This window comes from Microbacterium sp. LMC-P-041 (genome assembly GCF_030209555.1).
GTDB lineage: Bacteria > Actinomycetota > Actinomycetes > Actinomycetales > Microbacteriaceae > Microbacterium.
In genome coordinates, this window is the sequence record NZ_JARVRV010000006.1 from 1 (window position 1) to 22,077 (window position 22,077).

At 69.7% G+C, this 22,077-nt stretch carries 20 protein-coding genes; 12 read left to right on the plus strand and 8 right to left on the minus strand.

Annotated elements, in window-relative coordinates; all coding sequences use genetic code 11:
- Positions 1–166 precede the first annotated feature (166 nt).
- On the minus strand, positions 167–922 hold the full coding sequence (locus tag QRN21_RS12825) for an IclR family transcriptional regulator (protein WP_285364686.1): 756 nt from the start codon (positions 920–922) through the stop codon (positions 167–169).
- Between the two features lie 73 nt (positions 923–995).
- Between QRN21_RS12825 and hutH the strand changes: the two genes are divergently transcribed.
- From hutH to QRN21_RS12850, 5 genes are all read left to right on the plus strand, one after another.
- Positions 996–2,537 carry a histidine ammonia-lyase gene (gene hutH / locus QRN21_RS12830; RefSeq protein WP_285364312.1) on the plus strand — a complete coding sequence of 514 codons (1,542 nt, stop codon included), beginning with the start codon at positions 996–998 and terminating at the stop codon, positions 2,535–2,537.
- The gene (gene hutU, locus QRN21_RS12835; protein WP_285364314.1) at positions 2,530–4,209 is read left to right on the plus strand and encodes a urocanate hydratase; all 1,680 of its coding nucleotides are present in this window, start codon (positions 2,530–2,532) and stop codon (positions 4,207–4,209) included. The genes hutH and hutU overlap by 8 nt, the downstream gene beginning before the upstream one ends.
- The gene (hutI, locus tag QRN21_RS12840) at positions 4,206–5,426 is read left to right on the plus strand and encodes an imidazolonepropionase (protein ID WP_285364315.1); all 1,221 of its coding nucleotides are present in this window, start codon (positions 4,206–4,208) and stop codon (positions 5,424–5,426) included. Before hutU ends, hutI begins: the two co-directional genes overlap by 4 nt.
- A complete protein-coding gene (locus QRN21_RS12845; protein WP_285364316.1) occupies positions 5,407–6,312 on the plus strand; it encodes an arginase family protein in 906 nt (301 codons plus the stop codon). The genes hutI and QRN21_RS12845 overlap by 20 nt, the downstream gene beginning before the upstream one ends.
- A 129-nt stretch (positions 6,313–6,441) precedes the next feature.
- Complete coding sequence (locus QRN21_RS12850; RefSeq protein WP_285364317.1) at positions 6,442–6,831, plus strand: hypothetical protein; 390 nt, start codon at positions 6,442–6,444, stop codon at positions 6,829–6,831.
- A 56-nt stretch (positions 6,832–6,887) separates the two neighbouring features.
- Here QRN21_RS12850 and QRN21_RS12855 read toward each other — a convergent pair whose 3' ends face one another.
- From QRN21_RS12855 to QRN21_RS12870, 4 genes are read right to left on the minus strand one after another with little or no spacing between them, the layout of a single operon-like run.
- Positions 6,888–7,607, minus strand: a complete 720-nt coding sequence (locus tag QRN21_RS12855) for a hypothetical protein (RefSeq protein WP_285364318.1) — start codon at positions 7,605–7,607, stop codon at positions 6,888–6,890.
- A gap of 58 nt (positions 7,608–7,665) precedes the next feature.
- A complete protein-coding gene (locus QRN21_RS12860; RefSeq protein WP_285364319.1) occupies positions 7,666–8,487 on the minus strand; it encodes an SDR family NAD(P)-dependent oxidoreductase in 822 nt (273 codons plus the stop codon).
- A gap of 35 nt (positions 8,488–8,522) precedes the next feature.
- A complete protein-coding gene (locus QRN21_RS12865; protein ID WP_285364321.1) occupies positions 8,523–9,056 on the minus strand; it encodes an AAA family ATPase in 534 nt (177 codons plus the stop codon).
- Between the two features lie 3 nt (positions 9,057–9,059).
- Positions 9,060–10,337, minus strand: a complete 1,278-nt coding sequence (locus tag QRN21_RS12870; RefSeq protein WP_053097814.1) for a DUF445 domain-containing protein — start codon at positions 10,335–10,337, stop codon at positions 9,060–9,062.
- A gap of 123 nt (positions 10,338–10,460) precedes the next feature.
- Between QRN21_RS12870 and QRN21_RS12875 the strand changes: the two genes are divergently transcribed.
- Entirely contained in the window at positions 10,461–10,733 is a 273-nt protein-coding gene (locus QRN21_RS12875) for a metal-sensitive transcriptional regulator (protein ID WP_053097810.1), read from the plus strand.
- Between the two features lie 22 nt (positions 10,734–10,755).
- On the opposite strand, the gene QRN21_RS12880 is transcribed toward QRN21_RS12875, so the two are convergent.
- Entirely contained in the window at positions 10,756–12,303 is a 1,548-nt protein-coding gene (locus tag QRN21_RS12880; protein ID WP_053097808.1) for an amino acid permease, read from the minus strand.
- Positions 12,304–12,459: 156 nt separating this feature from the next.
- Here QRN21_RS12880 and QRN21_RS12885 point away from each other — a divergent pair, with 156 nt between their 5' ends.
- The 5 genes from QRN21_RS12885 to QRN21_RS12905 are packed head-to-tail and all read left to right on the plus strand — an operon-like array spanning position 12,460 to position 17,495.
- Positions 12,460–13,815 (plus strand): glutamine synthetase family protein, encoded by a 1,356-nt coding sequence (locus QRN21_RS12885; protein ID WP_285364323.1) that lies wholly within the window; start codon positions 12,460–12,462, stop codon positions 13,813–13,815.
- The gene (locus QRN21_RS12890; protein WP_056279147.1) at positions 13,796–14,548 is read left to right on the plus strand and encodes a gamma-glutamyl-gamma-aminobutyrate hydrolase family protein; all 753 of its coding nucleotides are present in this window, start codon (positions 13,796–13,798) and stop codon (positions 14,546–14,548) included. Before QRN21_RS12885 ends, QRN21_RS12890 begins: the two co-directional genes overlap by 20 nt.
- Positions 14,545–15,906 (plus strand): aldehyde dehydrogenase family protein, encoded by a 1,362-nt coding sequence (locus tag QRN21_RS12895; RefSeq protein ID WP_053097801.1) that lies wholly within the window; start codon positions 14,545–14,547, stop codon positions 15,904–15,906. The genes QRN21_RS12890 and QRN21_RS12895 overlap by 4 nt, the downstream gene beginning before the upstream one ends.
- A 47-nt stretch (positions 15,907–15,953) precedes the next feature.
- Entirely contained in the window at positions 15,954–16,733 is a 780-nt protein-coding gene (locus QRN21_RS12900) for a 3-oxoacyl-ACP reductase (protein WP_053097800.1), read from the plus strand.
- 33 nt (positions 16,734–16,766) lie between these two features.
- Positions 16,767–17,495, plus strand: a complete 729-nt coding sequence (locus QRN21_RS12905) for a FadR/GntR family transcriptional regulator (protein ID WP_053097799.1) — start codon at positions 16,767–16,769, stop codon at positions 17,493–17,495.
- Positions 17,496–17,529: 34 nt separating this feature from the next.
- Here QRN21_RS12905 and QRN21_RS12910 read toward each other — a convergent pair whose 3' ends face one another.
- Together QRN21_RS12910 and QRN21_RS12915 are read right to left on the minus strand one after the other, a co-directional pair.
- On the minus strand, positions 17,530–18,918 hold the full coding sequence (locus QRN21_RS12910) for an aspartate aminotransferase family protein (RefSeq protein ID WP_285364326.1): 1,389 nt from the start codon (positions 18,916–18,918) through the stop codon (positions 17,530–17,532).
- 36 nt (positions 18,919–18,954) lie between these two features.
- Positions 18,955–20,439, minus strand: a complete 1,485-nt coding sequence (locus tag QRN21_RS12915; RefSeq protein WP_056279153.1) for a CoA-acylating methylmalonate-semialdehyde dehydrogenase — start codon at positions 20,437–20,439, stop codon at positions 18,955–18,957.
- A gap of 99 nt (positions 20,440–20,538) precedes the next feature.
- Between QRN21_RS12915 and QRN21_RS12920 the strand changes: the two genes are divergently transcribed.
- A complete protein-coding gene (locus QRN21_RS12920; protein ID WP_285364330.1) occupies positions 20,539–22,077 on the plus strand; it encodes a PucR family transcriptional regulator in 1,539 nt (512 codons plus the stop codon).

The window sequence follows — 22,077 nt, forward strand, 5'->3', positions numbered from 1 at the left end:
CCGATGGTACTGCAGGGGGGACCCTGTGGGAGAGTAGGACACCGCCGGACTTCTTCTAAACAGAAAAGCCACCCAATGTTGGGTGGCTTTTCTGCGTTAACGTGTGCGCAAGCGCAAGCGCAAGCGCAGTCGCCGACTGACCGGGCGCGGCAGAGAATGCGCAGCGTCAGCGCTTGAGCCGTGACTCGAGCGCGGACGCCGTCTCGATCACGGCGTCCGCAAGGATACGCTCATCGAGCTCGCCGCCGGCCCAGGTCACAGCGACCGCGGCCACAGGCCAGCCCGCATGATCGCGGACGACGGCGCCGACGCTGCGCAGTCCGTCTGCCACCTCGCTGTCCTCGGTCGCATAGCCGCGTTCACGAACGGTGCGCAGCAGCTCGCGCAGTTCACTCGGCTTCCTGGGGCCGCGTCCCGTACGGTCGGGGAACGCAGACGCGCTCGGATACAGCGCACGCACCTGCTCGCGGGGGAGCGCAGCCAGCATGGCCCGCCCCGAGGCGGTGAGGTGCGCAGGCAAGCGGACGCCGACATCCGTCACGAGAGCCTGCCGTCGGGGAGCGCGCTCCTCGACGATATAGAGCACGTCGCCGCCGCTCATCACCGCCAGGTGGGTGCTCTCGCCGAGACGATCTGAGAGGGCGGCCACGAGAGGCCGCCCGATGCGCGCGAGCGGCTGCTGCCGCGCGTATCCGCCGGCGAGTTCGAATGCCGAGGTGCCGAGGCCCCAGCGCCGGTCTTCCTTCATGTGCAGCACGAACCCGTGCGCAGCGAGGGTCGTGAGCAGGTGATAGACGGTTGAGCGGGGCAGCTCGAGTTCTCGGGCGATCGCCGAGGCGGCGACGGGCGAGGGGCGTCCGGCCAGATAGCTCAGGATCCGCAGCGTGTTGTGGGCGGCGGGCACCTGCGCGGCGGCCTCCATGTTGTCTGGGATCACAGACACAGGATGTCACGATCACCTGCCACGCGCGACCCGTCGGGTGTGGAATCGAGACATGACCGATCTTCCCGCCGTCCTCATCGGCGATGCACCCCTGAGCCCCGCCGACGTCGTCGCGGTGGCGCGCCATGGCGCGAACGTTATGATCAGCTCCGCCGCTCTCGACCGGGTCGCGGGGACGCGGCGCGTGATCGACGGACTCGCGGCAGATCCGCACCCGCACTACGGCGTCTCGACGGGTTTCGGCGCACTCGCGACGACCTTCATCGCCCCCGACCGCCGCCTTCAGCTGCAGGCGAGCCTCATCCGCTCGCACGCGGCCGGCACCGGCGCCGAGGTCGAACGCGAGGTCGTCCGCGGCCTGCAGCTGCTGCGCCTTCAGACGCTCTCCTCCGGCCGCACGGGTGTTCGCCCCGTCGTGGTCGAGACTTACGCTGCTCTGCTGAACGCGGGCATCACCCCGATCGTGCGCGAATACGGATCGCTGGGGTGTTCCGGCGACCTCGCCCCGCTCGCGCACATCGCGCTCGCGGCGATGGGAGAGGGCGATGTCCGTGACGCCGAGGGGACGCTCATCCCGGCATCCGACGCGCTGGCCGCAGCCGGCATCCATCCCCTCACTCTCGTCGAGAAGGAGGGCCTCGCGCTCATCAACGGCACCGACGGCATGCTCGGCATGCTCGTGCTGGCGCTGCACGACCTCGAGACGCTGCTCGTGACGGCCGACATGGCGGCGGCGATGTCGGTCGAGTCGCAGCTGGGCACGGATGCGGTCTTCGCGGCCGACCTCATGGCGCTGCGTCCCCAGTCCGGCCAGGCCGAGTCGGCGGCGAACCTGCGGGCCTTCCTGCACGATTCGCCGATCGTGCACAGCCACAAGGGACCGGAGGACGGGCGCGTGCAGGACGCATACTCCCTGCGTTGTTCGCCGCAGGTCCACGGCACCGCGCGCGACACGATGGGCTACGCATCGACCATCGCCGAGCGCGAGCTCGCCAGCGTCATCGACAACCCGGTGATCACGGTCGATGGGCGCATCGAGTCGAACGGCAACTTCCACGGTGCACCGGTCGCAGCGGTGCTGGACTTCCTGGCCATCTCGGTCGCCGACGTGGCCTCCATCTCCGAGCGCCGCACCGACCGCGCGCTCGATCCGGCACGCAACCACGGGCTGCCGCCCTTCCTCGCCGACGAGGTCGGTGTCGACTCGGGGCTGATGATCGCGCAGTACGCGGCGGCTGGAATCGTCTCGGAGCTCAAACGGCTCGCCGTTCCGGCATCCGTCGATTCCATCCCGTCCTCGGCGATGCAGGAGGACCACGTCTCGATGGGGTGGGCTGCTGCTCGCAAGCTGCGCCGTGCGATCGACGGCCTCGGCCGTGTCATCGCGATCGAGGTGCTCACCGGTGCCCGTGCGCTGGATCTGCGCGCTCCGCTGCAGGCCGGCCCCGCGACCGGAGCGGTGCGCGACCTGGTGCGCACGGTCGCCGCGGGCCCCGGGCCCGACCGATTCCTCTCACCCGACATGGAGGCCGTGACCGCACTCGTGCAGTCCGGCGCCATCGCCCGCATCGCAAAGGAGCACGCGAATGACTGACATCACGACGGATACGACTCCGACCACCGGGCCGCGCACGGTTCGCGCCGCCCGTGGCAACCAGCGCACCGCCAAGAGCTGGGGTGCGGAGGCGGCGAAGCGGATGCTGATGAACAACCTCGACGCCGAGGTCGCCGAGCACCCCGAAGATCTCGTGGTCTACGGCGGCACGGGCAAGGCGGCGCGCAGCTGGGAGGCGTACGACGCGATCGTCCGCACGCTCGATGAGCTCGAGCCGGACGAGACGCTGCTCGTGCAGTCGGGCAAGCCGGTCGGCGTCTTCCGCACGCACGAGTGGGCGCCGCGCGTGCTGATCGCCAACTCGAACCTCGTGGGCGACTGGGCCAACTGGCCCGAGTTCCGCAAGCTCGAAGAGCTCGGTCTGATCATGTACGGCCAGATGACCGCGGGGTCGTGGATCTACATCGGCACCCAGGGCATTCTGCAGGGCACGTACGAGACGTTCTCCGCGGTCGCCCGCTCGCTGGGCAAGGACTCGCTCAAGGGAACGCTGACGCTGACCGGCGGTGCGGGTGGCATGGGCGGCGCTCAGCCACTCGCGGTGACGCTCAACGACGGCGCCGTGCTGATCGTCGACGTCGACGAATCGCGTCTCGCCCGTCGGGTGCAGCACGGCTACCTCGACGAGTACACCACCGATCTCGATGCGGCGATCGCGCGGGTCGTCGCGGCGAAGGATGCGGGCGAAGCGCTCTCGGTGGGCGTGGTCGGCAACGCGGCCGAGGTCTTCCCCGAGCTGCTGCGCCGCGGGGTGCCGATCGACATCGTCACCGATCAGACCAGCGCGCACGACCCGCTCGCCTACCTGCCGGTCGGCATGGCCGTCGCCGACTGGAAGTCCGAGGCCGAGCGGGATGCGGAGGAGTTCACCCGCCGCTCGCGCGAGTCGATGGCTCAGCATGTCGCGGCGATGGTCGCGTTCCAGGATGCCGGGGCCGCGGTCTTCGACTACGGCAACTCGATCCGGGCCGAGGCGCAGCTCGGCGGATTCGATCGCGCCTTCGAGTTCCCGGGCTTCGTGCCGGCGTACATCCGCCCGCAGTTCGAAGACGGTCGCGGACCCTTCCGCTGGGCGGCGCTCTCGGGCGACCCCGAGGACATCTACAAGACCGACCGTGCGATCGCCGAGCTGTTCCCCGAAGACAAGGCTCTCCACCGCTGGCTCGAGAAGGCCGGCGAGAAGGTGCACTTCGAGGGACTGCCCGCGCGCATCTGCTGGCTCGGATACAAGGAGCGCCACCTCGCCGGCCTCAGGTTCAACGAGATGGTGGCCTCGGGGGAGCTGGCCGCGCCGATCGTGATCGGCCGCGACCACCTCGACTCCGGCTCCGTGGCGTCGCCGTATCGCGAGACCGAGGCCATGAAGGACGGCTCGGACGCCATCGCCGACTGGCCCCTGCTGAACGCGCTGCTCAACACGGCATCCGGTGCATCGTGGGTGTCGCTGCACCATGGCGGCGGAGTCGGCATCGGGCGCTCGATCCATGCAGGGCAGGTGACCGTCGCCGACGGATCGGCGCTCGCCGCCGAGAAGCTCGAACGCGTGCTCACCAACGATCCGGGCACCGGCGTCATGCGCCATGTCGACGCCGGATACGAGCACGCTCGGGACATCGCCCGTGAGCGTGGACTCAAGGTGCCGATGCTGTGAGCACCTCGCTGATCACGAACATCGCCGAGCTGACGACCAACGTCGCCTCGCCCGACGGCGACCGCTTCGGCACGCTCGTCGACGCGGCCGTGCTCATCGACGGCGAGCGGATCGCATGGGTCGGATCCGCCGCGGATGCGCCGGAGGCCGACGTCGTCATCGACGCGGCGGGTCGCGCCGTCATCCCCGGTTTCGTCGACAGCCACAGCCACCTGGTCTTCGGAGGCGACCGCGCTGCGGAGTTCGAGGCCCGGATGGCGGGGCAGCGATACGCCGCCGGCGGCATCCGCTCGACCGTGGCCGCGACACGAGCGGCGAGCGACGACGAGCTGCGCGCGCGTCTGCGGGGATTCGTCGACGAGATGCTCGCCCAGGGCACCACGACGGTCGAGATCAAGAGCGGCTATGGCCTGAGCGTGCGAGACGAGGAGCGCCTGGTGCGCCTCGCGGCGGAAGTCACGCCCGAGGTCACCTTCCTCGGAGCGCACGTGGTGCCGGTGGAGTACGCCGACCGCGCGGACGAGTACGTCGACCTGGTGACAGGGCCGATGCTCGACGCGTGCGCTCCGCATGCGAAGTGGATCGACGTGTTCTGCGAGACGGGTGCGTTCTCGGTCGAGCAGTCGCGAAGGGTGCTCGAGGCGGGCATCGCACAGGGGCTCGTTCCCCGAGTGCACGCGAGTCAGCTCGGCCCGGGTGAGGGAGTACGCCTCGCCGTCGACCTCGGCGCGGCATCCGTCGACCACGGCACCTACCTGACCGACTCCGACATCGAGGCGCTGGCAGCATCCGACACGGTGCTCACGCTGCTCCCCGGGGTGGAGTTCTCGACGCGCCAGCCGTATCCCGACGCGCGACGACTCATCGACGCGGGCGTGACCGTGGCGATCGCCTGCGACACCAATCCGGGATCGAGCTTCACGTCGTCGATGCCGTTCTGCATCGCGCTCGCGGTGCGCGACATGGGCCTGACCCCCGCCGAGGCGGTGTGGGCGGCGACCGCCGGGGGCGCTCTGGCGCTGCGCCGCGACGATGTCGGCGTGATCACGCCGGGCGCGCGGGCGGACCTCGTGCTGTTGAGCGCACCCACGCGCATCCATCTCGCGTATCGACCGGGAGTGCCGCTCGTCGATCAGGTGTGGAAGGACGGTGTCGCGACCCTCGCGGCGCCGGGCGCGACTTCAGGAACGGAGAACCATGGCTCTCTCGCACGATGACCTCTGGCCGCGCGCCGGTTCCTGGCCGGCCTTCGCCGCAGGAGACGACGCGGATGCCGTGCTGGTCGGCGTCCCGACCTGGCGCACCTCGCTGTCGCCGACCGGCGCGCATGCGACGCCCGCGGCGATCCGGGAGGCGCTGACCCGGTACAGCGCGACGCTCATGGGCCCGCCGGTCGTCGATCTCGGTGAGGCGCTGCGCGTGCTCGACGCCGGGGATGTGGCCGAGCCCGACGGCGAGGCCGGCATCGCGGCGAGCGTCGCACGCGTGCACGAGCTCAGCGAATCCGTGCGTCTTGTGATCGCGCTCGGAGGCGACAACGCGCTGACCTACCCGGTCGCGCGAGGAGCCGGAGCCACCGGACTCATCACCATCGATGCGCACTTCGACCTGCGCGACGGTGTGTCGAACGGATCGCCCGTGCGGCGGCTGATCGAGGATGCCCCCGAGGGCGAGCGGATCGACCCGACACGGATCGTCCAGATCGGCATCGCGGACTTCGCGAACTCGGCCGCGTACGCGGCCCGCGCCGCCGAGTGGGGCATCCGGGTGATCACGCTCGAGGAGGTCAGGCGCCGTGGGATCGATGACGTCGTCGCGGAGGCGACGCGCATCGCGGGAGCCGGCGCCGCCGCTCGCATCCATCTCGATGTCGACGTCGACGCCGCCGATCGGGCCGCGGCGCCCGGGTGCCCGGCGAGCGTTCCCGGTGGCTTCGCCGCGTGGGAGCTGCGCGCTCTCGTGCGCTCGATCGTCGCGGATCCTCGCGTCGTCAGCGCCGACATCGCCGAGGTCGACGCGACCGCCGACACCGACGACATGCGCACCGTCAGGCTCGCGGCCCTCTGCGTGCTCGAGATGCTCGCGGCACTCGCCACCCGCTGATCTCGCGGCGCGCTGACCGCGGCTGCTGGTCGCGCAGCCTCCACGACGCTCGGCGCCGTCGCGACTCCATCGCCATGAAGGTCAGGAGACCGGCCAGGCCCAGGAGATCGACGACTCTACGATGGAGCCATGGATGCTCTGGACACCCTTGCTCTCGTCGGCGAGGTGCTGTCGTGGGTGGGGCTGGGGCTCGGGTTGCCGCTGCTCCTGCTGGCCATGCTGATCCGCGCGATCGAAGGACCGTGGCGCAGCATCGAGATCGCGATCGTCGAGCGCGACGGCTCCGTGTTCGCCCGCTGGTTCGCCGGGGGCGACTTTCACGAGAGGCCGTTGCGGCGTGACGAGTTCGCGGCCCCGGATGAGGGCTGGGCCGCGGGAGTCGTCAGTTCGAACGATCCCGCGCGCGCTCGTGTGGGGGATCCGCCGCATCTGCGCCGGGTCGTGATGACCCTGGGGATCGTGTTCGCGGGTGTCGGCGTGATCGGTCTCGTCGGATCCCTGCTGCCGCTGTTCCTCTGACCGGAACTGCAGGTCGGGAGCGTGTCTCCCGGTCGGGGGCGGTCGCCGTCTGGTCGTCAGTGCCCTACACGCAGAATTCCGGGTCGTCGAGGCCGACGCAACCCCGGACCCGCGGTGGTGTCGACGCCGATCGCGCGGATGGTCGCCGCGGCAAGCAGCCCCACGGCCGGGATGATGTTGAGGCTCAGCCCTGGTTGCAGCACGGCCGCGACGGTCAGCAGGATCGTCGCCACGATCCCCATGATCCACGAAAGCGGTCCCGTCGGCACGAGGCTCAGCAGGCCCATGGTGACTCCGAGGACGCTGACGAGCGCTGCAGTGCCGACTGCTTCCAGCCAGTACCCCGCGCCGGTCATGGGTGCGTACTGATCCTGAACCTGCGTCGCCGACCCGTACCAGGTCAGCCCGAGGACCCATGCGGTGGACAGGGCTGCGAGGATCACGAGGGCGAGTCGCGCCTGTCGAGCAGGGCGGACGAGCAGAGCGGTGAGGGAGCCGGCGAGCACGACAGCGAGCCACCCCATGCCGAGGATGCCTGCGATGCCGAGATATCCGATCCCGTCGCTGCATATCCAGGAGCCCGCTCCCTCGGAGCCCGGGGGCTGCATCCCGCAGTTGTGGTGCAGCTGGTCGCGCACGAGATCCAGGGCCGAGCCGGCGAGGATGAACGCGATGACGCCGCTGACGAGCACGGACAGCGCGGCAACGACTCGCTGCCAAGAACGCCCACCCGTGCGCCTGTGGTCTGAAGTGGTGAATGCGTCATCGGCGGCCATAGGTGAGGACCCTAGCAACTGCACCTGACGCGGGCCTGCTGAACTATGCGCCAGGGAACTATGCGCCAGGGAACCGGGGATCTCGGGAGTAGTCCTGTCTCCGAAGATCGAGTGCCGCGGCGACCTGTTCAGGAGCATCGTCGCCGATGAGGACGCGCAGGGGCCCGTTATCGGAGGCGACGTGAGCGAGGATCGCGGCTGCGGCATCCGACGGTGTCGTGCCGCCGGCAGAGTCGCCCGGCGGCCACGGAACCTCGGCTGTGCCGAACAGCTCCGTCCGCTGCTCGTCGTAGACGTCGGAGGGCGAACTGAACCGCATGCTCGGCCCTGCCCACGCGGTGTCGAGAGCGCCCGGTTCGATGAGGGACACGCGGATGCCGAAGCGTGCCACCTCCGCCGCCATGGCTTCGCTGAACCCTTCCAGCCCCCACTTCGTGGAGTTGTAGAGCCCGAGTAGAGGCATCGTGCCCACCGCTCCGACCGTAGAGATCTGCACGATGTGTCCGCCGCTCTGCTCGCGCATGACCGGGATGACGGCCTGGCTGAGCCAGAGCGGGCCGAGCAGGTTCGTGTCCATGACCGAGCGGATGTCGTCCTCCGACGCCTCTTCGACGGCGCCGATCAGTCCGTAGCCGGCGTTGTTCACGAGCACGTCGATGCGTCCGTGATGTTCGACGGCGCGGCGGACGGTGTCTCGAGCGGCGCCGCGGTCGCGGACGTCGAGAGTCATGATGGTCAGGCGGTCGTGCGCGGGCAGCTCGTGTTCGCCACGGACCGTCGCCACGACGATGTGCCCCGCCTCGAGTGCGGACTCGGCGAGTGCCCGCCCGAGCCCGCGGCCCGCGCCCGTGATCATCCAGATCTGAGGTGATGAGGTCATGGAGCGATCGTACTTCTCGGCCATGGGGCGGGGCCTCAGAGGCCGGCAGCCTTCTCCAGCTGCGTGAGTCTCTCGCCCGGGCTCCCCGTGAGGATCACTGTCGGCGGCGCAGCACCGGTGCGTTCCAGGTCGTCGAGCGCATCGAGAAGGGCGCTCTCCATCGCCTCTCGAAGCTCCGGATCCTCGTCGTCGGGAACGTCGATCGGGTGCCGCGCATCCAGAAGTACGACGGCGATCAGATCGATGTGGGTCAGTGAAGACTCGATCAGCTCCTGCGCCCGCGAGAGCAGGGCGCCGTCACCGCGCCCCAGCACCTCGAGCGCAGTGAGGTAGGCGAGGAAGTCGACGGGGCCACGTTCCGAGATGACGGAACCCTCGCCCGCAGTCTCTCGCAGTCGTGAGACGGTGACGCGGAGCTGCGCGACGAAGCTGGCTGCGCTGCTCGGCGCCTCCGACTCGATGTCGTCGAAAGGGTCGCCGAGCACCGAGTATTCGGGATGAGCTGCGTGGAAGTCGGAGATCAGCGTGCTCTTGCCGCTGGCGTGCGTGCCCGAGACGACGATCCGCACGCGTCAGACCCCGGGGATCAGCAGGTGCGCGATCGTGAAGATCGCCAGGCCCGCGAGCGCGCCGACGAACGTGCCGTTCAGACGGATGTACTGCAGGTCGCGGCCGACCATGAGCTCGATCTTCTCGGTCGTCTCAACCGGGTCCCACCGCTCGACGGTGTCGGTGATGATCGACGCGATGTCATGGCGGTAGCGGTCGACGAGGAACACCGCGGCATCCGACACCCACGTGTCGACGCGGTGCTGCAGCGCGGCATCCGTCGTGAGCCTGTCGCCGATCTCCTGCAGAGCCTGTGCTGCCCGCACACGCAGACCGCTCTCGGGGTCGGCGAGGGCGGTGAGCAGTCCGTTCTTCGCCGTGTCCCAGGCCTCGGCGGCGAGGGCGCCCACGCGGGGGCTGTCGAACAGCGATGCCTTGGCGTTCTCGAGCTTGGCCCTCGTCGCGGGGTCGTTCTGCAGGCTGTCGGCGAGGCGGGCGAGATAGCCGTCGACGGCGATGCGCGCCGGATGCTTCGGGTCGGCCTGCACGGCGCGGACGAACTTGACCGCCTCGTTGTAGGCGGTGTCGTCGACGAATCGGTGGGCGAGCTTCGGCACCCACCCGGGGAGCCTGCGCGAGATGAGTCCCGAGAACGATTCGGCGTTCGCATCCAGCCAGCGGCCGATGCTGTCGGCGGCGAGGTCGACCGCCCCGTGGTGCGCATCGGCCTCGACGATCTTCTCGAGCCAGGCGCCGGCGGGCGGTCCCCACTCGGGAGAGACGAGGTGCTCGCGGGCGAGGTCGGTGATGAGGTCGCGCACGTCGTCGTCGCTGAGAGCGTTCAGGACGGCGGTCGCGATCGTCGCCCCCTCGGCCGCCACGCGTTCGGCGTGGGCGGGCTCACGCAGCCATTCACCGGCTCGCTTCGCGATCGCCGTGCTCGCGAGCTTGGTGCGCACGACGCTCGCCTCGAGGAAGTTCGTCTCGACGAACTCGCCCAGCGTGCGGCCGATCTCGTCTTTGCGGTTCGGGATGATCGCGGTGTGCGGAATGGGCAGCCCCAGCGGCCGACGGAAGAGCGCGGTCACGGCGAACCAGTCGGCGAGAGCACCCACCATGCCGCCCTCGGCGGCGGCGCGGACGTAGGCCAACCACGGCTGACGCTCCTGGAAGGCGAACGCGATCACGAACACGACCGCCATGAAGATCAGGGCGCCGAGAGCCACCGCCTTCATGCGGCGAAGAGCGCGAAGTCGTACCTGGTCTGCGGGCGACAGGAGCGCCATCGGGGTTCGCGGCATGACGTCATCCTTTCACGCGGAGTTCGCGCTGAGGTCGGCGTGCAGCGATCCGTCCGCGCCCGGCCTGTCGGTGCTGAACCCGTTCTCGGACTGACACGCGCAGGACACGAGTACCCTCGAATCGTGATCGAAGACATCAAGAAGCGTGCGCTGCACCGCACCAGCATCCTCGAGGGTCAGATGCGCGGAGTCGCGCGGATGATCGAGAGCGAGGAGTACTGCATGGACATCATCACGCAGTCCCGCGCGATCCAGCGTTCGCTCGAGTCCCTCAACCGCCTGCTGCTCGAGAACCATCTGCGCACGCACGTGACGCACATGTTCGACGAGGGCGGGGAGGAGCGCGACAAGGCCGTCGACGAGCTGCTCAAGGCGTTCGACTTCGACCGCAAGTAGCGCCGCGCTCCTCCGCTCCGCGTCAGCGTCCGCCGCCGAACACCTCGCCCTCCATGGCGTCGTAGCCCTCGGCCTGCGGGTCGCCGTGCGAACCGCCTGACAGCGCGTACTCCTCTTCGGGCGAGAGCACGAGGCGGTGCCGGAAGAACAGGCCGAATCCGAGCAGGATGATCGCGTAGACGATCGCGATCGCGATGATCGCCGGGCCGAACGTCGGGTTGAGCAGGAAGCCCACGAAGATCAGTGCCGCGATCACCAGGGCGATCACCGCGCCGGGGATGCCCCACGGGCTGACGTACGGACGGTCGACGTTGGGGAACTTCTTGCGCAGGATGATGAACGACACGAGCTGCAGTCCATAGGCGACGACGGCTCCCCAGACGGCGATGTTCAGCACGATCGCGCCGGCGACCGTTCCGGCACCCTCCGAGTCGACGGCCGTGAGCACGTCGAGCACGATCAGCGCGACGAAGCCGACCGCCGCGCCGACAGTGAGCGCGACCCACGGGGTCTGCCGCTTTCCGGTGAGCGAGAGGAAGCGGGGGTAGTAGCCGGCGCGGGACAGTGAGTACATGTTGCGTCCGTAGGCGAACATGATTCCCTGCAGCGACGCGAGCAGGCCGATGAGGGCGAACAGCGCGAGCACGGCGGCGAGCTGGTCGCCGACGATCGCGCGGAAGCCGTCGAGCAGCGGCTCACCGGCGGTGCCGGTGGCCTCGGCGCCGATCACGCCGGTGTTCAGGAACAGCACCAGGAGTCCGGTGACGATCAGGGTGCCGCGGGCCCAGAATCCTGCCTTCGGGATGTCGCGGGTCGGGTTGTGCGACTCCTCGGCCGCGAGCGGGAGCTCCTCGATGCCGAGGAAGAACCACATCGCGAACGGCAGCGCGAACAGGATCGGCAGGACGCCGTGCGGAAGGAACGCGGTCTGGCCCTCGTCGGGGACGATGTCCCACAGGGCATCCCACGAGAACGCGCCGGAGAAGATCGCCATGGCGGAGAACACCAGGATGATGCCGATGGAGATCACGGAGACGACGATCGCGAAGCGGAACGAGATGGCGGCGCCCGCGGAGTTCAGGGCGATGAAGACGACGTAGAGGATGAGGTACCAGACCCAGCCTGGCAGTTCGAGGCCGAGCAGCTCGCTCGTGATGCCGTTGGCATACGACGCCGAGAAGTAGACGATCACCGCCGTGGTCGCGACGTACTCGATGGTCTCGGCGGCTCCGGTGACGAGACCGCCCCACGGACCCATGGCCGAGCGGGCGAAAGAGTACGCGCCGCCGGTATGCGGCATCGCGGCCGCCATCTCGCCGATCGCGAAGATCATGCCGTAGTACATCGCCACGAGGATGGCGAACGCGATCAGCATCCCGCCGAAACCCGCGAAGTCGATGCCGAAGTTCCAGCCGGAGAAGTCGCCCGAGATCACCGCGGCGACCGCCAGACCCCACAGGCCCCAGACGCCGGCCGACCTCTTCAGCGTCCGTTTCTCGAAGTAGTCACTCCCGGCACGTGTATAGGTCGCTCCGGCGACCTTGCGGGATTCATTGCTCTGCTGGGACATCCGCTCTCCGTTCGCATGCGTGCAGGCGCCGGGTGCACCTTGCGGATGATTGTGACAGTCAATGGTGGTTTCGTCTACCTTTAGACGACGAGTTGATCTACTCTGAGGGCGAAGCCGGTCGGCCGATCGCTTCACCGCACGAGAACGGAGCGTCAGATGTCGGGCAACCTGAGCATCGAACAGCTGGATGCCGGCATCGCCGCCGGTGAGATCGACACGGTGATCGTGGCTTTCGCGGATGCGCAGGGGCGACTGGTCGGCAAACGCGTGTCGGCGCGGCTGTTCCAGGAGGACATCCTGGCTCACGGGGCTGAGGCCTGCGACTACCTGCTGTCGGTCGACGTCGACATGAACACCGTCGACGGCTATGCGATGTCGGGGTGGGACCGCGGCTACGGCGACATGGTGCTGAAGCCCGACGTCGAGACCCTGCGCAACATCCCGTGGCTCGAGGGCACCGCGCTGGTCATGTCCGATCTCGTGTGGCAGAACGGCGAACCCGTCGGGCCCTCGCCCCGGGCGATCCTCGATCGCCAGCGCGACCGCCTCGCCGAGCGGGGCTGGACCGCGTACTCGGGCACCGAGCTCGAGTTCATCGTCTTCGACAACACCTACCGCGACGCCTGGGCGCGCAAGTACGACGGGCTGACACCCGCGACCGACTACAACGTCGACTACAACCTGCTCGCCTCGACCCGCATGGAGCCGCTGCTGCGTGACATCCGCAACAGCATGGACGGCGCGGGCCTGTACTGCGAGGGCGTGAAGGGCGAGTGTAACTTCGGTCAGCAGGAGATCGCGTTCCGCTATGCGGAGGTGCGGGAGACCGCCGACCAGCACGCGATCTACAAGAACGGCGCGAAGGAGATCGCCGAGCAGCACGGCAAGGCGCTCACGTTCATGGCCAAGTTCAACGAGCGTGAGGGCAACAGCTGCCACATCCACCTGTCGCTGCGCGACGAGTCGGGTGCCCCGGTGATGGCAGGCGACGGAGAGCACGGCTTCAGTCCCGTCATGGAGCACTGGATCGCCGGCATCCTCGCCACTCTGCGCGAATTCACCCTGCTGCTCGCGCCCAACATCAACTCGTACAAGCGTTTCGCGAAGGGCAGCTTCGCGCCGACCGGTGTGGCATGGGGCATCGACAACCGCACCTGCGCTCTGCGGGTAGTCGGCCATGGATCGGGGCTGCGGGTCGAGAACCGGGTGCCCGGCGGAGATGTGAACCCGTACCTCGCGATCTCGGCGATCATCGCGGGCGGTCTGCACGGCATCGAGAACGAACTGCCGCTGCCCGAGCGCTTCACCGGCAACGCCTACGAGGATGCGGTCGACCACCTGCCGACCACCCTGCGCGAGGCGGCGAAGCTGTTCAGCGAATCGACCGTCGCGCGGGCGGCGTTCGGCGACGACGTGGTCGAGCACTATCTGAACCAGGCCCGCATCGAGGTGGAAGCCTACGACGCGGCCGTCACCGACTGGGAGCGCATCCGTGGCTTCGAGCGCCTCTGACCCCGCGCCGCTGATCGGCGTCACGACCTATCTCGAGCGCGCGCAGCAGGGGGTGTGGGATGTCAGGGCCGCGTTCCTGCCGGAGCAGTACCTCACGAGCGTGACCTCCTCCGGCGGCATCGCCCTTCTTCTCCCGCCCCAGGATCCGGATGCCGCGGACGCGGCGATCTCGGGCATGCACGGCCTCGTGCTCTCCGGCGGGGCGGACGTCGCGCCCGAGCTGTACGGCGAGGACCGGCATCCGCTCACCGACCCCGCGAGGGTCGACCGCGACGCGTGGGAGCTCGCGCTCTTCCAGGCGGCCGAGCGTCGTGGCATCCCGGTGCTCGCCATCTGCCGCGGTCTGCAGCTCGTCAACGTCGCCCGCGGCGGAACCCTGCAGCAGCACCTGCCCGAGTCGCTCGGCACCGAGAAGTACCGCATCGGCGGCGGTGTCTTCGCCGAGAACGACGTCGCGGTGTCGACCGACACCCCCCTCGCCGACATCATCGGCGAGACCGAGATGCGGGTGCACAGCTACCACCACCAGGGGGTCGACCGTCTCGGCGAGGGGCTCGTCGCCGCCGCGCATTCGGACGACGGCCTCGTGCAGGCCTTCGTCGACACGTCAGCCGGCCACATCGTCGGCGTCCAATGGCACCCCGAGGAGAACGCCGAGGATCGGCGGCTCTTCACCGATCTCGTCTCACAGGCCCGTGCGTTCGCCGCAGGGCGGAAGGAGGACGCCCGATGAGCGCGTTCACAGTCATCAACCCGTCGACCGGTGCCGCGATCCGTGAGATCGCGCGCGCCGACATCGGAGAGACGGATGCCGCGATCGCGCGCGCGGTCGCAGCGCAGCGACGGTGGGCGGCTCTCGCCCCGGTCGCGCGGGCTGACGCGCTGCGGTCCTTCGCTCGTGCGGTCGAGGCCGCCACGGAGGAGCTCGCACAGCTCGAGGTGCGGAACTCCGGGCATCCGATCGGCTCGGCCCGCTGGGAGGCCGGACACGTCGCGCAGGTGCTCAACTACTACTCGGCCGATCCCGAGCGACTGTCGGGTCGGCAGATCCCGGTGGCCGGCGGACTCGACGTCACCTTCCACGACCCCTACGGCGTGGTCGGAGTCATCGTGCCGTGGAACTTCCCGATGACGATCGCGGCGTGGGCGTTCGCGCCGGCGCTCGCCGCAGGCAACGCCGTCGTCCTGAAGCCCGCCGAACTCACGCCGTTGACAGCCATCCGACTCGGCGAGCTCGCCCTCGAGGCGGGCCTTCCCGAAGGGCTGTTCGAGGTGGTCACCGGGTCGGGATCCGTGGTGGGGCAGCGTCTCGTCGAGCACCCCGACGTCCGCAAGGTCGTGTTCACGGGGTCGACCGAGGTCGGCATCGAGGTCGCCGCCGGATGCGCTCGCGCGCTCAAGCCCGTGACGCTCGAGCTCGGCGGCAAGAGCGCCAACATCGTCTTCGCCGACGCCGACCTCGAGAAGGCCGTCGCCGCGGTGCCCGGCTCGGTGTTCGACAACGCGGGCCAGGACTGCTGCGCCCGCAGCCGGCTGCTCGTGCAGCGATCGGTGTACGACCGGTTCCTCGAGATGCTCGAACCCGCGGTCAGGGCGTGGCGTGTGGGCGACCCGTCGAGTGCCGACACCGACATGGGGCCGCTCATCTCGGCCGCGCATCGCGACACCGTGTCGGGGTTCCTCGACGACGCGAACATCGCGTTCCGCGGCAGCGCTCCGAGCGGCGACGGATTCTGGTTCGCGCCCGCCGTGGTGCTCGCCGACCCGTCCGACCGGATCGCCCAGCAGGAGGTGTTCGGCCCGGTCGTCGCGGTGATGCCGTTCGAGGACGAGGCCGATGCGATCCGCCTGGCGAATGACACCGCCTACGGTCTCGCCGGGTCGATCTGGACCGAGAGCCTCGGTCGGGCCGTGCGCGTCTCGCGCGGCGTGCAGAGCGGCGTGCTCTCGGTGAACTCGCACTCGTCGGTGCGCTACGCGACGCCGTTCGGCGGCATGAAGGCATCCGGACTCGGGCGCGAGCTCGGTCCCGACGCCGCAGAGCACTTCACCGAGACCAAGAACGTCTTCTTCGCGACAGACGAATCCTGACCAGCGACACCCGGCCCGACCATCCCCACCTGCAACGGAGAGCACACATGACCATCGATCTGACCCAGCGCCTCAAGGACCGCGTCGCGATCATCACCGGAGGGGCGAGCGGGATCGGCTTCGCCACCGCTCAGCGCTTCGCGGCCGAAGGCGCGTTCGTCGTCATCGCCGACGTCGACCCCGCCACGGGCGAGAAGGCGGCGGCCGAGGTGGGCGGTGCGTTCCGTCCCGTCGACGTGGCCGACGAGACCATGGTGAACACGCTCTTCGACGGCGTCGCCGCGGAGTTCGGCCGTATCGACATCGCCTTCAACAACGCCGGCATCTCGCCCGCCGACGACGACTCGATCGAGACGACCGAGCTGCCGGCCTGGGATCGCGTGCAGGACGTGAACCTGAAGAGCGTGTACCTGTGCAGCCGTGCGGCACTGCGCCACATGGTGCCGGCGGGTCGCGGATCGATCATCAACACCGCGTCGTTCGTCGCCCTGCTGGGGTCGGCGACCTCGCAGATCAGCTACACCGCGTCGAAGGGCGGCGTGCTGGCGATGTCGCGCGAGCTCGGCGTGCAGTTCGCGCGACAGGGCGTGCGGGTGAACGCGCTGTGCCCAGGGCCGGTGAACACGCCGCTGCTGCAGGAGCTGTTCGCCAAGGATCCCGAGCGTGCGCAGCGACGACTCGTGCACGTGCCGATGGGGCGCTTCGCCGAGCCGTCCGAGCTGGCCGCCGCTGTGGCCTTCCTCGCCTCGGACGACTCATCGTTCATCACCGCCAGCGCCTTCGTCGTCGACGGCGGCATCACGAACGCCTACGTCACCCCGCTGTGAAGCGGGACCATGTCACTGTGACAAGGTGAAAGCATGAGCGAGCACCCTTCCGACGGCGATCTCGTCGAGGTGCGTCGGGCGGTCTACCGGCCGCTTCGCCGAGGCAACGCCCTCGAGGATGCGGTGGCTCGCCTCGTGCAGACCATCCGCCTCGGCGTCGTCGCCCCGGGGGAGTCGCTGCCGCCGGAACGAGAGCTCGCCGCCTCGTTCGGCGTCAGTCGCGACACCGTGCGCGAGGCGATCCGCGAACTCGCCGACACCGGATACCTGGTGCCCAAGCGGGGGCGGTACGGCGGCACGTTCATCGCCGATCCGCTGCCCCAGCCCTCGGACGCCGGGGAGGTCACGGCGGACGAGATCGACGATGTGCTGGGGCTGCGGCGGGTGCTCGAGACGGGAGCGGTGCGGGCTGCGGCGAGCCGGGCGCTGGATGCCGCGACCCGCGCCGACCTGTGGGCGCGACATGAGGCCGCGCTGCCCGCCGGGCCCGAGGAGTATCGGCGTCTCGACACGCTGCTGCACCTCGCGATCGCGGAGGCGGCCGGCATCCCCTCGCTCGTCGCGCTGGTCGCCGAGAACCGGGCCGACGTCAATGCGTGGCTCGACACGTTCCCGCTGATGCCGCGCAACATCCAGCACTCGGGTGAGCAGCATGAGCAGATCGTGACGGCGATCCTCGCCGGGCGGCCCGACGTCGCCGAGGCGGCGATGCGCGATCACCTCGCCGGTTCCGAAGCGCTGCTGCGCGGATTCCTGATCTGAACCCGCGCAGCAGCGGCTGCGCCTCACGGCACTGTCAGCTCGTGGCTGCCTCGTCGGCCACGGCGAGAGCCTCGTCGAGCACGGCCAAACCGCGCACGAGATCGTCCTCGCCGATCACGAGCGGCGGTGCCACGTGCATGCGGTTGAAGTGCGTGAACGGCCAGACACCCGCCTTCTTGGCGGCGGCGGCGAAGGCGGCGACGGGCGCGGCATCCGCTCCGCTCGCGTTGAACGGCACGAGCGGCTCGCGCGTCTCCTTGTCGCGAACCAGCTCGACGGCCCAGAAGAGCCCGCGGCCGCGTACCTCTCCGACGCTCGGGTGGGTGTCGACCCAGCGGCGCAGGGTCGGCTCGACGATGCGCTCGCCGAGGTCGCGCACCCGCTCGAGGATGCCGTCGCGGCGGAACACCTCGAAGGTCGCGACGCCCGCGGCGCACGCGAGCGGATGCCCGGAGTACGTGAGCCCTCCGGCGAACGGCGTGGTGTCGAAGGCCTTCGCGATGCGCTCGGAGATGACGACGCCGCCGAGCGGCACGTATCCGGAGTTCACGCCCTTGGCGAAGGTGATCAGGTCGGGACGCCCGTCGTACGCGTCGATGCCGAACCACTCGCCGAGGCGGCCGAAGCCGACCATGACCTCGTCCGCGATGTAGACGATGCCGCAGCGGTCGCACAGCTCGCGCACGCCCTGCAGGTAGCCGGGCGGCGGCACGAGCACGCCGTTCGTGCCGACGACGGTCTCGATGATGATCGCCGCGATCGTCGAGGGTCCTTCGAGCTGGATGGTCTGCTCGAGGTGGGCGAGGGCGCGCTCGGACTCCTGCTCCGGCGTCTCGGCGTGGAACGGCGAGCGGTAGAGGTAGGGCCCGAAGAAGCGCACGGCTCCGGAATCCGGTGTGCCGTTCGCCCACCGGCGAGGATCACCCGTCAGCGAGATCGCCGTCGAGGTCGACCCGTGATAGCTGCGGTACATCGACAGCACCTTGTGGCGGCCCGTCGACTGGCGCGCCATGCGCACGGCGTACTCGTTGGCCTCGGCGCCGCCGTTGGTGAAGAAGACCTTCTCGAAGCCCTCGGGCGCGACCTCGACGATGAGTCGGGCGAGCTCGCCCCGCACGTCGTTGGCCATCGCCGGCTGGATGGTCGAGAGGCGACCCGCCTGCTGCTGGATCGCGGCCACGAGGTCGGGATGCTGGTGCCCCAGGTTGAGGTTCACCAGCTGGCTCGAGAAGTCGAGGTAGGCGTTGCCGGCGTAGTCCCAGAACGTCGAGCCCTCACCCGCGGCGACGGGCAGCGGATCGATGAGTCCCTGGGCGCTCCAGGAGTGGAAGACGTGGCCGCGGTCGTCCGCCCGCACCTGCGCCTCGGCCTCGGGGGCGGGGAGCGGATGCGATGCGCCGTGGCGATCGATGAAGTTCGTCATGTCTCGTGTCTCGGTTCTCAGTGTCTGCTCGGGGGCTCAGTGGTTGCTCGGGAAGCCCAGGTCGATCTGCGAGGGCGTGTGGTCGGGCCAGCGCGTCGTGACCACCTTCGACCGAGTGTAGAAGTGCACCGACTCGGGTCCGTAGATGTGCGAGTCGCCGAACAGCGAGTCCTTCCAGCCGCCGAACGAGTAGGCGCCGATCGGCACGGGGATCGGCACGTTGACGCCGACCATGCCGACCTCGATGTCGAACTCGTACTGACGGGCGGTGCCGCCGTCGCGGGTGAAGATCGCGGTGCCGTTGCCGTACGCGTTCGCGTTGACGAGCTCGACGGCCTCGGCATAGGTCTCGACGCGCACGACCGAGAGCACCGGGCCGAAGATCTCGTCGTCGTACACCTTCATGCCGGGAGCGACCCGATCGATGAGGCTGACCCCGATGAAGAAGCCGTCGGAGTCGAACTCCTTCGTCGTGCCGTCGACCACGACGGTCGCACCCTCCGCGGTGGCGCCGGTCACGTAGGAGGCGACGCGGTCGCGGTGCTCGCGGGTGATGAGCGGGCCCATCTCGCTCGCGGCATCCGTGCCCGCGCCTATGGTGAGTCCGTCGATGCGCGAGGCGATCGCTGCGACCAGGTCGTCGGCGATGTCTCCCACCGCGACCAGCACCGAGACGGCCATGCAGCGTTCGCCGGCCGAGCCGTACGCGGCCGAGACCGCGGCGTCGGCCGCGGCGTCGATGTCGGCATCCGGCATCACGACCATGTGGTTCTTCGCGCCGCCCAGAGCCTGCACGCGCTTGCCCGCGTTCGCCGCCCGCTGGTAGATGGAGCGGGCGATCGGGGTCGATCCGACGAAGCTGATCGCGTTCACCCGCGGCGACTCGAGCAGCGCGTCGACGGCCTCCTTGTCGCCGTTCACGACATTGAGCACGCCGTCGGGCAGTCCTGCCTCCTGGAAGAGCTTCGCGATCCAGATGGCCGCCGACGGGTCCTTCTCGCTCGGCTTGAGCACGACCGTGTTGCCGCAGGCGATCGCCGAGGCGACCATCCACAGCGGCACCATGACGGGGAAGTTGAACGGCGTGATCGCCGCGACGACCCCGACGGGCTGCTTGACCGAGTGCACGTCGACGCCGCGCGAGACCTGCTCGCTGCGCTCTCCCTTGAGCAGGTGCACGAGGCCGGCGGCGAACTCGACGTTCTCGATGCCGCGCGAGACCTCGCCGGCGGCGTCCGAGAGCACCTTGCCGTGCTCCGAGGTGACGATCGCCGCGAGCTCGGGTGTGCGCTCCTTGAGCAGCTGACGCAGGCGGAAGAAGACGTCGGCGCGCTTGATGAGGCTCGTCTCGCGCCAGGCGGGCAGAGCGGATGCCGCGGCGGCGATGGCCTGGTCGACCTCGGCGGTCGACGCGAAGGCGACCTGCTTCGACACCTGGCCGGTGGCCGGGTCGAAGACCTGTCCCGTGCGCGCCGCGTCGGCGGTCTCTGCTCCATTGATGAGGTGACGGACGATGTCCACGGGGCTCCTTCGTGCTGCGTGATCCGTATCGAACACTCTGACCGAGCAGCGATACGCTGGGTTCTCTCCCATGATCACAGAGCACGAGAGGGCGAACAGGTGTCAGAACGTAGCGACTTCGAGCTGGGTCGGACAGAACGTCCGGACGGCAGCACGTTTCTCAGCGTCTCCGACGTGCTCTCCGAGCCCGCCGTGCAGCAGGGCGGCCCGTCGGTGCTCGTGGGCGGCGCCGCTCTCGATGTCGCCGTGCGGTGGGTGCATGTCTCCGACAGCCCGGACGTCGCGCGGCTTCTCGACGGCGGCGAACTGCTGCTGACCACGGGCGCCGGGTGGCCGAGCGACGTCGAGCAGCTGCGGGACTTCGCGACCAGCCTGCACCGCGCGGGCATCGCCGGCATCGTGTTCGAGCTCGGCACAGCCCGGGAGGCGGTTCCCCAGCCGCTGGTCGACCTGTGTGCGACGGCCGGACTGGCGCTCATCGCGTTGACCCGAGAGGTCAAGTTCGTCGCGGTGACCGAGGCGGTGCATCACGCACTCATCGCCGCGCAGACGCACGCGCTGCACGAGCGGCAGCACCTGCACGAGCTCTTCACCGCGCTGAGCCTGCAGGGCGCGCCGGCCGATGTCGTGGTGTCCGAGACCGCGCGGGCGCTGCGCGCACCGGTGATCCTGGAGAACCTCGCGGGTGAGGTGATCGCGGCCGAGGGGCTCGACTCTCCGATCGCCGACGTCCTGAGCTCGCGTGGCGACGCCGAGCGGGTGCCGGTGCAGGCGCGGGGAGTGCGCTGGGGCACGCTGCTCGCCCAGCCGGGACCGGCTCACCCCGCCGGGCGGGTCACGGTGCTCGAACAGGGGGCGACGGCCCTCGCGTTCGGCTGCATCGCCGACGGCGGCGACACCGAATGGTCGCTGCTCGCGCAGCGCACGGTGATCGATGACCTGCTGGGGGCGCGCTTCGCGAAGGCCGACGACATCGACGCGCGGCTGCGTGCCGGCGGTTTCGCCCTCGCCGACCGGCAGTGCCACGGGATCGTCGCCCGAGGGTCGGCGTCGATCAGCGAGCTCGCGTATCGCGCACGGCAGGCGGGGTTCGCCGTCATGGCGGCCAGGGTCGAGGGCGACGGCGTCGCTCTGCTCTCGCTTCCGGCATCCGCAGTGCTGTCCGACGAGGTCGTGCTGCGCATCGCCGGTCCCGACCGCGCGGTGTTCGTCGGCCCGGTCGCCGATGACGTCGTCGGACTGCTCGGCTCGCTGCGCGCCGCGCGCGACCTCGCCGACAGCGACCGCGCCGAGGCGGGGGCCAGAGTGCGGCGGGTCGACGATCGTCCGCTCGAGAGGCTCGTCGCCACGCTGCGCGACGATCACCGACTGCACGAGCACCGCGAGCGGATGCTGGCGCCGCTGATCCGCCACGACCGAGAGCGTCGCGGCGACCTGCTCGCCGTGCTCGCGGCTCTCGTCGCACACCCGGGCAACCGCTCGGCGGCGGCCGCCGCGAGTCACCTGTCGCGGTCGGTGTTCTATCAGCGCCTCACGCTGATCGGCGATCTGCTCGGTGCCGACCTCGACGACGGCGAGACGATCGCGGCGCTCCACCTCGCGCTCCTCGCGAGGCGGCGCACCGCGGTGACCGACTGA